Source organism: Gordonia sp. p3-SID1431 (genome assembly GCF_025143765.1).
Taxonomy (GTDB): Bacteria; Actinomycetota; Actinomycetes; order Mycobacteriales; family Mycobacteriaceae; genus Gordonia; species Gordonia hongkongensis.
On the sequence record NZ_JAMBDT010000036.1, the window covers coordinates 1 to 13,314 of the forward strand.

Below are 13,314 nucleotides of genomic sequence, written 5' to 3' on the forward strand. Positions count from 1 at the left end.
GCTCTGCTCCCCGATCCGAACGCTCCGCATCCTCACACGCGCGTGAGATCCGTACGCGCCGAACGAATGAGTACGCCACATGGGCCAGTTCCTCCAGTTCGTCTTCCTCGGACTATCCGCCGGTGCCATCTATTCGGTGCTCGCGTCGTCCCTCGTGGGCATCTATGCCGCCACCGGCATCATCAACTTCGCGCAGGGCGCCATCGGCCTCCACTCGGTCTATCTCGTCGCCGCACTGCGCACCGACGGCAGTCTCGTCTTGCCCATCGGCACACTGAAACTCGGGAGTGAGTCCGACCCCACCTCGATGGAGTTGGCACTGGTCCTCGGCGTGCTCAGCGCGGTCGTCTGGGCCCTGCTCGCACACGTACTCATCTTCCGGCCGCTTCGCTCGGCCCCGGTGCTCGCCCAGGTCGTCGCCTCGGTGGGACTCATGCTCTTCATCCAGGCGCTCGTCCATCTCCGCTTCGAGACCGAGAACCTCTTCGCCGAGGCCATCCTGCCGGAGGACACCGTCGACATCGCCGGCGCGGTCGTCAACGTCTCGGACCTGATCCTGGCCGGCGTCGCCATCGCCATCTCACTGGTGCTGTGGGCCTACTTCCGGCTCACCACCCTGGGCGTCGCCACCCGCGCGGGCTCCGAAGACGAACTCGCCGCTCGGCTGTCGGGCTACTCCCCGGACCGCCTCGCGGCGATCGTGTGGGCACTCACCGGTGCGGCAACCGGTCTCATCGTCGTCCTCGCGTCCTACACCATCGGACTCACCGAGACCAGCTACACCTTCTTCGTCATCCCGGCCCTGGCCGTCGCCCTCGTCGGCCGGCTCACCTCATTCGGGATCGCCTGTGCCGCAGGTCTTGTCCTCGGCGCATTCCAATCCACCATCACGTGGCTCACCACCAAGGACTGGTGGCCGGAATGGGCGCAGGCCGGCCTCGGCGACGCCGTTCCGTTCGTCATCGTCGTCATCGCCCTCTTCCTGCTCGGCGGTCGTATCCCGTCGCGCGGTTCGCTCGGTGAGGTGCGCATGCCCGCGGTCCGGATCCCCCGCATCCGGCTGATCCCGACGGTCGTCTGCATCGCAGTGGTCGTCGTCGCGATCCTCCTCACATCCGGCAGCTGGCGGTTCGGCGTCGTCACCTCGGTGATCCTCAGCCTCATCGCACTGTCGCTGGTCCTGCTCACCGGTTACCTCGGCCAGATCTCGCTGGCCAGCATGGCCTTCGCCGGCGCGGCCGGGTTCGCCCTGTCGAAGCTGACGACCAACTGGGATGTGCCGTTCCCGTTCAGCATGATCTTCGCCGCCCTGATCGCGACCGGCCTGGGTGTCCTGGTGGGCGTGCCCGCACTCCGGATCCGCGGCGCCCAGCTGGCCGTCGTGACATTGGCTGCGGCCCTGGCCATCCAGAGCTTCGTCTTCAACAACCCGGCGATCACGTCCTTCGAGGGCAACCTCATCGCGGACCCGACGATCTTCGGCCTCGACCTCGGGGTGCGCGACGGCACCAACCTGGTCACGATCCGGTTCTCGCTGATGGTCCTGATCGTCGTCGCGATCGCGACCCTCGTGGTGTTGCGCTTCATGGGCGGCTCGACCGGACGGGCCTTCCTGGCCGTCCGCTCCAACGAACGCGCCGCGTCGTCGGTCGGGATCAACGTCGCCGCAACCAAATTGCTCGGCTTCGCACTGTCGGCGTTTCTGGCCGGCATCGGCGGTTGCCTCATCGGTTACAGCCGCGGACAGCTGTCGGCCGGCTCGTTCACGGTGATGATCGGGCTGACGCTGCTCGCGATGACCTACGTCGGCGGCATCACGTCGTTCGCCGGTGCGGTCCTCGCCGGCATCATCGGGCCGCTGGGCGTGGGCTACGTGTTCCTCAACCAAACCCTCGCTCTCGGTGAGTATTACGAACTCTTCGCCGCCGGCAGCCTCCTGCTGATGGCGGTGCTGAATCCCGTCGGCGTCGCGGGGGCCATGTCGGAGCTCGGCGAGAAGCTACGCGCCCACCGGCACAAACCGTCCCCCCGTCCGGAAGCGCCCGGCGCGGCACAGAACGCACAGGAGGGTGCACATGTCTGAGTCGACACTCGAGAAGCCGGCCACGTCGACGACACTCCTCGAGACAGGCGGGCTGTCGGTCCGGTACGGCGGCGTCAGCGCCAACTCCGACATCGACATCTCGGTCTCGGCGGGCGAGATCGTCGGACTGATCGGACCCAACGGCGCGGGCAAGACCACCTTCGTCGACGCGGTCACCGGATTCACCAAGGCCACCGGCACGGTGTCGTTGCGCGGGGAGAGACTGGACAAGGCGAGCCCCCATCGTCGCCGCCGGGCCGGCATGGCCCGGACGTGGCAGGCGGGCGAACTGTTCACCGACCTCACCGTCGAGCAGAACCTGGCCGTGGCGGTCCAGCCGGTCGGCCTGCGGGCCATGCTCGCCGACGTCCTCAACGGTTCCCGTCCGCCCGCCGATGTGATCTCGTCGGCACTCGAACTCGTCGGCCTGGCCGATGCCGCCGACCAGTTCCCCGGCGAGCTGACCCTGGGACAACAGAAGCTCGTCGGTGTCGCGCGGGCGTTGGTCGGCGGGACGCAACTCGTCCTCCTGGACGAGCCGGCCGCCGGACTCGACACCCACGAGAGCCGCGACTTCGGGACCGAACTCCGGCGGATCGCGGCGACCGGTATCGGCATCCTGCTCATCGACCACGACATGTCACTTGTCCTCGACGTGTGCGACCGGCTGTACGTGCTCGACTTCGGCCGGGTGATCGCCAGCGGGCCCCCGGCCGCCATCCAGGACGATCCCGCGGTCATCTCGGCCTACCTCGGAAGTCCCGAGGTGGACCCGGACGCCGCCCCGACCGGACACGACCCGAAGGAAACGCGATGAGCGCGCACGCCGCCCCCGGCCCGGCGACACCGGACCCGACCACACCGGATTCGACGACACCGGATTCGACGACACCGGTGTTGACGATCGACGACGTCACCGTCGGTTACGGCGGGGTCCCCGCCGTCCGCGGTCTGAGCGCCGCCGTGCGTCCCGGCGAGATCCTCGCGCTGCTCGGTCCGAACGGGGCCGGCAAGACGACGAGTCTGCTCGCCGCGGTCGGTGCCCTCGGACTGATGTCGGGCACGGTGACCGCCCTCGGCGAACCCATCGACCGTCGCATCGAACGCAACGCGCGGCGCGGGATCACCCTGGTCCCCGACACCCGGGGCGTCTTCCACCGTCTGTCGGTGTCGGACAACCTCCGTCTCGCCAAGCGTCGTAACGGGCCCGACCTCGACACCGTCTACCAGTACTTCCCGAAGCTCAAGACGATGCGGGGCCGACGCTGCGGCAACCTCTCGGGCGGCGAACAGCAGATGCTCGCACTCGCCAAGGCGCTGCTCGCGGACCCGAAGGTCCTCCTCATCGACGAGCTGAGCCTGGGCCTGTCCCCGGTCGCGGTCCAGGACCTGCTGCCCCGGCTCCGGTCGATCGCCGACGAACACCAGATGGCTGTCGTCCTCGTCGAACAGCACATCGATCTCGCCCTCGGCATCGCCGACGCCGCCATCGTGCTCCATCACGGTCGGGTCGCGCTCTCGGCTCCCGCGAGCGAACTCCGCAACCGACGGGACATGGTCGAGGCGGCCTACTTCGGGCGCACCGTCGAGGACCGCGCCTCCTAGGGCCGCGACGCTCTGCAGGCGTACGGACGAGACGAACGGAACCGGGACGACGTGGCCACCGGGGACGCAGACGATCCGGGGCGGACGGATGCCGACGTCGTACGACCGGCCCGCAACACCCGCAATCGGCCCACCGACGACGAGTTGCTCGACGCCGCATGCGCGGTCATCGCCGAGGTCGGTGCCGAGCGAACCACGATGACCGCCATCGCCGAACGCGGCGGCACCACCCGGGTCACCCTCTACGCACACTTCGGGTCCCGCGACGAGCTGGTCAACCGGGTGATGACCCGCGAGCTCGACACGTTCACCTCGTTCATGTTCGAGGTCTACGACGCGAGTGAGGACATGCCGTACGGTGCCCGCGCCCGCTACTCGGTGCAGGCCCTGTTCGACTACGCCCGACGCCACCCGGCAGGTCTGCGTGTCCTCATCGGCCACCGGGAGGGCGGCAGTGACCGCCGGTTGTACGCCGCGCTCGAACCCCGTATCGCCGCACGCCTCCGCCAGAACTACGCCGAACGCGGGGCGCGGATCGCGGCCAGCGCCGACACCCTCGCGTCGCTCCTGCTGGGGATGAGCCTCGACGTCGCCCACCGCGCGCTGATCGTCGACGGCGCCGGCGTCGACGAGGCCTGCGACCTCGCGATCACCGCGACCCTCGCCGTGCTCCGCGACGTCCGCGCGGACCAGCTGCGCGCTCTCGACGAATCGCTCGAGCGGCGCTGAACCCGTGACCGGCGGTCGACACGGGCGCGCTCAGGACCGGGGCGGTCACCCCAGCCAGCGGCCGGCACGCCGGCTGTGGCCCGCCTTCGTCGCCGCGGGCAACCGGTCGTAGGCCCGGGCGAGGAAGTTCGACCGGGCATTGGCCTCGAAAACGTCCCGGTGGTCGCGAACGAACGTCCAGTACAGCCCGTCCCAGTCGGCGGTCCAGTCGCCGGGCGGTATGTCCGACATCTTCTTCAGATAGTTGCTGCCCGAGACGTAGGGCTTGGTGGTGATCGCCTCACCGGCCGCGAACTGACTCATCGCGTACACGTTGGGGACCATCACCCAGTCGTAGGCGTCGACGAACATCTCCATGAACCACTCGTAGATCTGCTCCGGGTCGATGCGGAGCAGGCACATCGCGTTGCCCAGGACCATCAGTCTCTCGATGTGGTGGGCATACCCGTTGGCGAGAATCCGCCGGATGACGAGATCGACCGGTTCGAGCCCGGTCTCGGCGGTCCACCACCCGTCGGACAGCTTCCGATCGTGGCCCAGGTGGTTCCGGCTCCGGAGGGCACGCCCGCGGGTCTCGTACGACGCCCGCATGTATTCGCGCCAGCCGATCAGCTGCCGCACGAACCCTTCGACGCTGGCCAGTGGGACACGGTTACGTCCACCGGCCTCCAGCGCCCTTCTCAGCACCGTTCGCGGGCTCAGGAGCCCGGTGTTGAGTGCGGGCGTCAGCAACGAATGGAAGACGAACGGGTGCTCGGTGCTGATCGCATCCTCGTAGGGTCCGAACTCCGCGAACCGGTCGGCCAGGAACTGCTCGAGCATGACCAGCGCCTCGTCGTGGGCGGTGGGCCAGGCGAAACCGTCGGCGTCGCCCGGGTTGTCGGGGAACTCGTCGGCCACCCAGGCGATCGCGGCGTCGACCTCGGGATGTCGCGCCGGCGGTGTCGGTTGCGGGACCTCACGGTTCTTCGGCAGTTTCTTCCGGTTCTCGGTGTCGAAACTCCACCGACCGCCCGCCGGTTTGCCGTCGTCGTCGACGAGGATGCCGAGCCGTCGTCGCTGCCAGGTGTAGAACTGCTGCATCCGCGGTCGCTTGCCGGCGAAGAACTCGTGGATCTGCGCACGGGTGGTGAGGAAGTTCGGACTCTCGACGATGTCGTCGGCCGCGAGTGGACACCCGGCGTGCTGGAAGGCCGCCAGCAGGTCGCCCGTCAGCCAGTCGTCGACGACGTCGTACAGGTGAACCGACGCCGGCGCCCGGCGGGACAGGTACTCCACGAGCTGATCGTGACTGGACTCCTCCGCGTCGGTCTCGAGCACGTCGACCTCGAAACCCCGGTCCCGCAGCCGGTCTGCGAACCTGCGCATACTCGCCCGGTGCAGGACGAGTTTCTGCACGTGGAACCGGTACTGCCGGAACATCAGATCGTGTTCGACGAGGACGAAGCGGGTGCCGGGGTCCGCGTCGAGGTGCGACTCGAACAACTGATGCGGCAGCACCACGCGGACGACATCGCCGGACGGACCTGACATCGGCTCTCCTCTCGCCCCCGCTACACGCTCCCGACTTGGACGGCCCCCTCAAGGGCCGGACAAGTCGACCCCAAGTTCGCACCAAGCGCCCGGCGACATCCTGTCGTTCATCACCCGAACACCACGATGAGCCGCCGAGACCGGGCACCCGCCCACTCCAGACGATAGGAACCACGATGTCGCGCAGCACCGCCAGCTATTCGCACCCCTCCGACGATCGGATTGCCGAGTCCGGCGGCGACGTGCCGTCCGTGGACAGGCCCCTCTGGCAGCTGGGCCGGCGTGCCACGGTCATCGCGGCCTGCGTGGGCTTCGCCGCCCTCGCGGCCTGCAGTGTCAGCGTCGGCACGCAGTCGATCGAAGAGGCCTCCGACATCGACGTGGGCGAGTGCCTGCAGATCGGTGCCGAAGCCGGTGAAGGCAAGGTCGAGGCGACCAAGGCCGAGTGCGAAGGCACCGAGGGACTCACCTTCTACGCGGCCGACAAGGTCAGCACGTCGGCGGAGTGCGGCACCCCCAACACCTCCGCGCTCACCTTCGGTGAAGGCGACCAGAAGCTCTGCCTCACACCCAACTTCGCCGTCGACACCTGCTACCAGATCCCGATCGGCGGCGGCAAACTCGCCGACTACCGTGAGGTCGCGTGCGACGCCTCCCCCGCGGAGAGCACCATCCTCGCCAAGACCGTCAGCCGCGGCGCAGACTCCCTCACCTGCACCGAGGACGAGACGAAATGGGCTTTCACACAGCCGCTGTCGGTCAGTTACTGCCTGACCGAGGACGTCACGGCCGCGAGCCGATTCGACGGCTGAGCGGCGGCCTGCGGGCCGGGCGCCGCGTCGACGAGGTCGTGGGTGACGCGGTAGTCCTCCCGCATCCGCGCCATGGCGACATCCCTTGCGCGATACGATTTCTCGACGCGTGCTCGTGCCCGCCGGGCGCCACCTACCCGCTGCGCCGAATCCGCCACCGCGAGAACCGGTCCGACCCGTCTCAGCACATGTGTGAACCGGCCGTCGGGGATTCCGAGCGCGTCGGCGTCGGCGTCACCGATGAACACCCGCTGCAGTCCGTGCATGGTCTTCGTGGCCAGCCGGCGTCGCAGGGCCTGCGGCCCCGGGAACACCGCGGCCAGTTCGGGCACCAGATAGTCGCCGGTCAACGCGACCACGAAATCCCGGTCGTCGGGACCCGGCCCCGGCGAGGTCAGCCGATAGAGCTCTTCGATCCGGACGTGGTCGGCCTCGCAGACCGGGTTGAGCTCGGGGCTCATCCCGACCACATGCCCCACGTACCGCCACAGGTGATAGATGTCGTCGAGTTCGCGGTCGGTGAACCGCACCCCCAGCTTGTGCATCGCGTCGATCGCGATGTGCCCGAACTCGGCGATCGTGAACGCCATGTACGGCTGCGGAATCGGCACGCCCCACGCGGTCTCGTCCCAGTCTCCGCGCTTGAGCAGCATGGAACGGACATGTGCGTGGATCATCCGGACCCGCACCGTGTATGCGAAACCGTCGCCGCCGCGGCGCATCCCGCCGGGCGTCAGGACCTGTCCCAACCACTCACCGACCTCCACCGACCGCACCGCCGGCTGGGACACGTAACGCCCGGTGACCGCAAGCGGCTTGCCCGCGATCGTGTTTCCCGCCCCACGGACCAGCGATGCCGCGCCGAGCACGATGCCCAGCGGTGCGGTGTTGACGACCAGCGCGTCGGCCGCGCGATTCATCCGATCATGATCGACCCAGTCGGGCTCGTCATCGAGGAACTCGAAGAGCGCGCGCAGCGAGTCGGTCGCGTCGTCGACCGAGTCGATGCCGTTCTTCAGCGCCGCCCGCAGCACTGTCGTGGTCGGGCCGCCGGGTTGCCGGTCGGCGGCCACGGCGTCGGCGAGCGGGTCGGCGATCCACATCTGATCGAGCCAGTCGCGGCCGGCTGTCCCGAACCGCTGCACGGCGAGGTCGGTGTTCACGAGGTCGGCGGGTGCGCTCCGTTCCATGAATCCATGAGAACACGAGCAATCCTCACTTACTATTCACTTTTGATGGCATCGTCGACGACTCCCAAAACCACCGCATCGCAACGGCGCAAGGCACCCGAGCAGCAGCGTAGTCGCGAGATGAGGCAGCGCCTCCTCACGTCGGCGCTCACTCTCCTGGAGCGTCGTCCGGGCCGACGGCCCACCACCGCCGAACTCGCCGACCACGCGCACGTCAGCATCGGGACGGTGTATCGCTACTTCGCCGACATGGACGCGATCATCGAGGAGCTGCGCCTCGCGGCCGTTCACGACATCACCGCCACCCTCGCGAGCGGGATCGGCCGGGCGATGGATCAGCAACCGGACACCGCGATGGTCACGGTGGTCGAGACCCTCGTGTCATCGTTCGAGTCACATGCGCCGGTACTGCGCGCCTCGCTCGAGATCGGCGAACACGGCTTCGGCGACGCCTGGGCCGAGGTAGAGGGACCGCTCCTTCCGCTGGCGCGGATCCTCCCGTCACGGATGAGGCCCGACCTCGACGATCGGGCGATCGACGAACTGGTCTTCCTCACCATGGGCGCGACCGCGAGCCTGTGCCTGCGCATCGCCCTGCAACGCCCGCGCGAGGCCGACCGGACCTCGCTCATCGCGATGGCGGCACGAATGTTGTTGGCGGCCTTCGACTCACCGCCGTCGGGCAGTGCTGGTCGAGTAAGTGCTGGGTGAGTCGGCGACTCAGAGGCTGCGCTGTTTCGCGTACTCCGCCATCGCCGTTCGCTCCGCCTCGTGTCTGGGGTAGAAGAAGAACACCACCGCCGCACCCACCACCACGATGGCGGCCGCCGCGCCGTAGGCGTTCTTGTCGCCCTGTACGAACGCGTCGCGGGCCGCAGCGATGATCTGATCGGCGTACTGCGGATAGCGCTCGGCCAGGACCTCGGCACTCGAGAACGACTTCGTCAGCGCGGCCTCGGTCTGTTCGGTGACCTGATCGGCCTGCGGCGAACCGGAGATGGTGTCCCGCAATTGATTCGCGTAACCCGCGGTGAGGATCGCGCCGAGGGTGGACTGCAGGATCGCGCCGCCGAGGTCGCGCTGCAGATCGGACATGCTCGACGCCATGCCCGCGCGCTGCACCGGCACCGAACCGGTCAGCGATTGCGAGGCCGGGGTTCCGGCGAGACCGACGCCCACCCCGACGAGGACGTAGACCAGACCGACATGCCAGAAGTGGGCGTCCTCATCCCAGGTGAGCATCGCGAGCACCAGGCCGACGACGATGAAGGCGTAACCGGACAGCAGCGTGAACCGCGAACCCATGCTCTGCACGAGTTTGGCCGAGCGCGGGGCCACAACGATCATGGCGGCCGCGGCTGGCAGGATCGTGGCGCCGGCCGCCAGCGTCGAATAACCGAGCACGTTCTGCATGTACTGCTGGCCGATGAACATCGCGCCCATGAGCGTGCCGAACACGATGAGCCCACCGACCGCCGCGACCCAGAAGGTGCGTCGGGCTGCGATCCGCAGGTCGAAGAGCGGAACCCGCACGCGCAGCTGCCGCCAGACGAAACCCGCCCCTGCCAGCAGCGCGATCGCGGCCAGGATGTAGACCTGCAGTCGCTGATCGGAGTTCGGGGCGAAGTTGATCGCCAGCACCAGCGAGCCCACCATCACGATGGACACGACGCCGCCCAGGTTGTCGACGACCGCCGCCTGGTCGCCGTTGTCGTCGGGCACCAACCGCCACGCCGCGATCAGCGCGACGACGGCGAGCGGCAGGGTCACCAGGAACACCGAGTGCCAGGCCAGGATCTCGAGGAGTGCCCCGGACAGGACCGGTCCCAGCGCCGAGATCGCACCGCCGAATGCCGACCACGCGGCGATCGCCCGGACCCGTTTCGGCCCCGACCACAGTGCGGTGATCACCGCGAGGGTGGTCGGGAAGGCCAGGCCCGCGGCGATGCCGCCCACCAGACGAGCTCCGAACAGGACCTCGACGTTGGGCGCGAATCCGGCGACGAGCGACGCCGGGATCGACAGGCACATGCCGATGACCAGCATCCGCTTGCGCCCGTGCCGATCTCCCAGCGCGCCGAAGTAGAGCACCGACGCCGCCAGGCCCAGCGAGTAACCGACCGCGACCAGGTTCAACTGCGTCGAACTCGCGTCGAGCGCCTTGCCGATGTCGGGTAGCGCGACATTCGCCACCGCGAGATTGATGTTGGCCACCCCGGCGACCAGGATCAGCGCGACCAGGATCGCCTTCGCCCGCTTCGGAGCAGTCCCCGCCTCGACCTCGGCCGTTGTCGACGTCATCGGGGAATCGTACGTGCGCGAGCGCCATCGGGCCGGGGATCGGGACGCTCCGGCACGAAATGGTCACGCCGGCGTCGACTTCTGGTGGGGTACGAGGAATCCGTATGACGTCGTGCCCGGTTTCCGGGCACAGCGTCATACAGCTCGGATCAGATCAGAGGCAGACGCTGATGGTCACCGGCCCGATGGGGATGCCGAAGCAGATCGCCACCGAACCGACGGCCTGCACCGGTTGCACCGGCTGCATCGGCGCCGGCGCGGCGGAAGCGGCCGGCGCGGTGGCCAGTCCGATCGCGCAGGCGGCACCGACAGCGGCCACCCCGACAGACGTACGACGCATGATCCCGGACATGTTCATGAGCAGCTCCCCTCGAGCTCGAGTCCCCCCGGACAACCCTGCGGATGGGGTCAACACGCAGGTGATGGTGACTGGAGATTCTACGCCTCGGCGTCGGCGTCGTCGCCATCCCGACGGACCGAATCCGCGACGGGTCACAGGCTGATGCGGAGGCCGTCCCACTCATGGTCGTGCATGAAACCCTCCGCGAGCCCGACCCGGTACTTGAGGCAACTGCGCAGGATGCCGGCATAGGCGAACGGGAGCATCAGCGCGGGCTTCTGGTCGCCCGGACTGGTGACGACATCGGACGCGCCGCGGAAGTCGCGGACGAAGTCGCGCAGGGTCCGGTCTTTGCGCGACGACGGACGCCACCCGTAGAGCAGCATGCCCAGCCCGATCATCTTGTCCACGCCCGACCCGGGCGTGATCGGTCCGTCGTCGGGATTCCAGGTCCCGAAGAACGCGCGATCGACGCCGTCCTCGGGCGTGAACATCATGATCCCGCTCGTGGCGCGCGGGTTGCACTCGATGCAGAACAGGTCGCCGCCACCGTTCCGGTCCTCGATGAAGTCGAACCCGATCTGGCCGGTGAAGTTCACCCGGCGAACGAAATCGCTGACCCACCCGGCGATCCGCGGATGATCCACGGACCGGAAGTTGAGGCACGAACTGCCGTCGATGGCGTAGTCCACCGGATACGTGGCGTGGGCGTAGACGCGACCCTCGTGGCAGACCGAATACGTGCAGAAGTTGTTCCCCGACGCCCACTCCTGTGCGATCCACGGGTTCTGCTCATCGTGTTCGAGCCAGGTGAGCGGATCGCCGGGAGTCACCTTGTGAACCTTCTGCGAGCCCCGCGAATAGCAGTGTTTGAGCGCGAACGGCTTGGTGAAATCGAGCGATCCGACGTCCTCGGGTCCGGACACCCGCGCGAACTTGCGCGTCGGGATTCCGAGTTCGACGAGCAGCTCCTGGAAGTCGTACTTGTTGTGCAGGCGGTTCTCGGTGGTGAAATCGGAGAGGAACAGCCGACATTCGGGCGGGAACACCTCGGCGAGCATCGCGATGATGTCGGTCTCCTCGTGCACCGGGATCACCATGTCGACGTCGTTGTCGGCCACGATCCGGGCGAGGGCGAGACAGTATGCGAGCGGCTCGAACTTCGGCGGGGGCACGCGGTGAAAGTCGCTCACCGCGTTGGAGAATCGGCCGATCCCGACCGGGATGGAGTCGACGATGCTAACCCGGTGACCCGCCGCGGCCATGAGCCGCGCGAGTTCCAGGGTGAGGAACGATCTGCCGAATGTGATCAGTACATGGGTTTGTCCGGCGCTGTTCACCCGAGCGAGTGTAGTGCCGACGGGCCCTGAGCACGGAAGCCGGACGGCCTGCGAAAAAATTCGGTCAGGTCGGGAATCTTCAGTACCGCCCTGTCGGTTCACCCTGCTAGCTTTTTGCACGATCGGCCGGTCCGGGTGCTTCGCTTCCGGTTGCGGAACAGCAGTTGCGGAGCAGCGCTGGTGCGGCCCGAGCCGATCGCGTGCGTACGCAGTCGGGGTGGTCGTCGGTCCGAGCCTGTCGAGGCTCATCCGGGCCGAGTTGGAGGAGGCATGCAGCTGTTCGTCATCGGCGTCATCGCCGCGTGCCTCGCCGCAGTCGCCTACGGGATGTCCACGGTCTTGCGCGCGCTCGGCGCCCGCCGCGTGGCAGAAGCCGCTGCCGACGAGGGTGAGGGCATCACCACCGAGAACGGCGCACCGACCCTCTCGTCCACGATGTCGACGCTGGTCGATCCGGCCTTCATCCTCGGCACGACACTGGTCGTCCTCGGCTTCGCGGGTGGCGCCCTCGCTGCCCGGTTCCTACCGCTGTTCCTCTCGCAGACCATCGTGTCGGCCAACCTGGTCATCACCGCCCTGCTCGGCACGATCATCCTCAACATCGCGCTGCACACCCGCGAATGGGTCGCCATCTGGCTGGTCGTGACGTCGCTCTGCCTGCTCGGCGTGGCGTCGTCCCATCACACCGGCGGCGGCGAAGAGGTCGGATTCCACTGGGGTCTGTTCGTCGCGACGCTCGCCCTCTGCGCTCTTGCTCTGGTGGGCGTCTACAACCTCGGTCCGGCGGGCGCCATCGTCGGCGGCGCATCGGCGGGTCTGCTGTTCGGCATCATCGCCATCGCCGTGCGCATCCTCGACGGAATCCAGCCGTTCGATCCCGTGGCGCTGCTGACCGATCCGGCCGCCTGGACCATCGCCGCCGCGGGCGCGGTGGGCTTCTACGTCCAGACCGTCGCCCTGCAGCTCGGCGCGGTGAACGGGGTGACCGCGGTGCTCGTGGTCGGCGAGACGGCCGGCCCGAGCCTGGTCGGGGTCGTCTTCCTCGATGACACGGCCAAACCCGGACTCGGCTGGCTGGCCATCCTCGGTTTCGTCGGCGCGGTCATCGGTGCCGTGCTGGTCGCCTGGTACGGCTCGGTCGACCCGGATCACCTCGGCGAGGCACCGCCCATGAAGGGCGGGTGGCGCCGTGGCCGCGAAGAACCCGCCTCCGACGAGGAGCAGGGAGCATCCCCGGCAGACGCCGATCCCGAGGTCGCGGATGCCGATCTGTGGACGACCGACGACCCCGTCTTCGAGAGCCGGGACTCCCGGCGCACCTGACGCTCCCGCTCTCGTCGTCGCAGGTGGTTGACACCCGCCCCGCTGATGGAGAGGGTGG

General features: G+C 68.2%; 12 protein-coding genes. 7 read left to right on the forward strand and 5 right to left on the reverse strand.

Annotated features, from left to right (window positions below; genetic code table 11):
• Positions 1–79 precede the first annotated feature (79 nt).
• The 4 genes from M4D77_RS11225 to M4D77_RS11240 are packed head-to-tail and all read left to right on the forward strand — an operon-like array spanning position 80 to position 4,417.
• Positions 80–2,083, forward strand: coding sequence for an ABC transporter permease (locus M4D77_RS11225; RefSeq protein ID WP_259936216.1), 2,004 nt, complete (start codon positions 80–82; stop codon positions 2,081–2,083).
• Positions 2,076–2,900, forward strand: coding sequence for an ABC transporter ATP-binding protein (locus tag M4D77_RS11230; RefSeq protein ID WP_065630386.1), 825 nt, complete (start codon positions 2,076–2,078; stop codon positions 2,898–2,900). Before M4D77_RS11225 ends, M4D77_RS11230 begins: the two co-directional genes overlap by 8 nt.
• Positions 2,897–3,688 carry an ABC transporter ATP-binding protein gene (locus M4D77_RS11235; RefSeq protein WP_259936217.1) on the forward strand — a complete coding sequence of 264 codons (792 nt, stop codon included), beginning with the start codon at positions 2,897–2,899 and terminating at the stop codon, positions 3,686–3,688. Before M4D77_RS11230 ends, M4D77_RS11235 begins: the two co-directional genes overlap by 4 nt.
• 51 nt (positions 3,689–3,739) lie before the next feature.
• On the forward strand, positions 3,740–4,417 hold the full coding sequence (locus M4D77_RS11240) for a TetR/AcrR family transcriptional regulator (RefSeq protein ID WP_259936218.1): 678 nt from the start codon (positions 3,740–3,742) through the stop codon (positions 4,415–4,417).
• A gap of 45 nt (positions 4,418–4,462) precedes the next feature.
• Here M4D77_RS11240 and M4D77_RS11245 read toward each other — a convergent pair whose 3' ends face one another.
• The gene (locus M4D77_RS11245; protein ID WP_259936219.1) at positions 4,463–5,950 is read right to left on the reverse strand and encodes a cryptochrome/photolyase family protein; all 1,488 of its coding nucleotides are present in this window, start codon (positions 5,948–5,950) and stop codon (positions 4,463–4,465) included.
• A 176-nt stretch (positions 5,951–6,126) separates the two neighbouring features.
• Here M4D77_RS11245 and M4D77_RS11250 point away from each other — a divergent pair, with 176 nt between their 5' ends.
• Positions 6,127–6,762, forward strand: coding sequence for a pyridine nucleotide-disulfide oxidoreductase (locus tag M4D77_RS11250; RefSeq protein WP_247450386.1), 636 nt, complete (start codon positions 6,127–6,129; stop codon positions 6,760–6,762).
• Here the strand turns inward: M4D77_RS11250 and M4D77_RS11255 are convergent.
• Positions 6,714–7,952, reverse strand: a complete 1,239-nt coding sequence (locus tag M4D77_RS11255; protein ID WP_247450387.1) for an oxygenase MpaB family protein — start codon at positions 7,950–7,952, stop codon at positions 6,714–6,716. The genes M4D77_RS11250 and M4D77_RS11255 overlap by 49 nt on opposite strands.
• A gap of 120 nt (positions 7,953–8,072) precedes the next feature.
• Between M4D77_RS11255 and M4D77_RS11260 the strand changes: the two genes are divergently transcribed.
• Complete coding sequence (locus tag M4D77_RS11260) at positions 8,073–8,663, forward strand: TetR/AcrR family transcriptional regulator (RefSeq protein ID WP_247450389.1); 591 nt, start codon at positions 8,073–8,075, stop codon at positions 8,661–8,663.
• 9 nt (positions 8,664–8,672) lie between these two features.
• Here the strand turns inward: M4D77_RS11260 and M4D77_RS11265 are convergent, their stop codons facing one another.
• From M4D77_RS11265 to M4D77_RS11275, 3 genes are all read right to left on the reverse strand, one after another.
• Complete coding sequence (locus tag M4D77_RS11265) at positions 8,673–10,253, reverse strand: MFS transporter (protein WP_247450390.1); 1,581 nt, start codon at positions 10,251–10,253, stop codon at positions 8,673–8,675.
• A gap of 154 nt (positions 10,254–10,407) precedes the next feature.
• Positions 10,408–10,611 carry a hypothetical protein gene (locus M4D77_RS11270; protein ID WP_068970948.1) on the reverse strand — a complete coding sequence of 68 codons (204 nt, stop codon included), beginning with the start codon at positions 10,609–10,611 and terminating at the stop codon, positions 10,408–10,410.
• A gap of 134 nt (positions 10,612–10,745) precedes the next feature.
• Positions 10,746–11,933, reverse strand: a complete 1,188-nt coding sequence (locus M4D77_RS11275) for a carboxylate--amine ligase (protein ID WP_259936221.1) — start codon at positions 11,931–11,933, stop codon at positions 10,746–10,748.
• A 270-nt stretch (positions 11,934–12,203) separates the two neighbouring features.
• On the opposite strand from M4D77_RS11275, the gene M4D77_RS11280 reads away from it, so the two are divergent.
• Positions 12,204–13,256, forward strand: a complete 1,053-nt coding sequence (locus M4D77_RS11280) for an EamA/RhaT family transporter (RefSeq protein WP_247450394.1) — start codon at positions 12,204–12,206, stop codon at positions 13,254–13,256.
• The last annotated feature ends 58 nt before the right edge of the window (positions 13,257–13,314 follow it).

Bases quoted from the DNA above. Each gene is read 5' to 3' on its own strand.
- M4D77_RS11270 (WP_068970948.1), bottom strand. From the start codon at position 10,611: ATGAACATGTCCGGGATCATGCGTCGTACGTCTGTCGGGGTGGCCGCT.
- M4D77_RS11280 (WP_247450394.1), top strand. From the start codon at position 12,204: ATGCAGCTGTTCGTCATCGGCGTCATCGCCGCGTGCCTCGCCGCAGTC.
- M4D77_RS11225 (WP_259936216.1), top strand. From the start codon at position 80: ATGGGCCAGTTCCTCCAGTTCGTCTTCCTCGGACTATCCGCCGGTGCC.
- M4D77_RS11230 (WP_065630386.1), top strand. From the start codon at position 2,076: ATGTCTGAGTCGACACTCGAGAAGCCGGCCACGTCGACGACACTCCTC.
- M4D77_RS11265 (WP_247450390.1), bottom strand. From the start codon at position 10,253: ATGACGTCGACAACGGCCGAGGTCGAGGCGGGGACTGCTCCGAAGCGG.
- M4D77_RS11250 (WP_247450386.1), top strand. From the start codon at position 6,127: ATGTCGCGCAGCACCGCCAGCTATTCGCACCCCTCCGACGATCGGATT.
- M4D77_RS11255 (WP_247450387.1), bottom strand. From the start codon at position 7,952: ATGGAACGGAGCGCACCCGCCGACCTCGTGAACACCGACCTCGCCGTG.
- M4D77_RS11245 (WP_259936219.1), bottom strand. From the start codon at position 5,950: ATGTCAGGTCCGTCCGGCGATGTCGTCCGCGTGGTGCTGCCGCATCAG.
- M4D77_RS11235 (WP_259936217.1), top strand. From the start codon at position 2,897: ATGAGCGCGCACGCCGCCCCCGGCCCGGCGACACCGGACCCGACCACA.
- M4D77_RS11260 (WP_247450389.1), top strand. From the start codon at position 8,073: ATGAGGCAGCGCCTCCTCACGTCGGCGCTCACTCTCCTGGAGCGTCGT.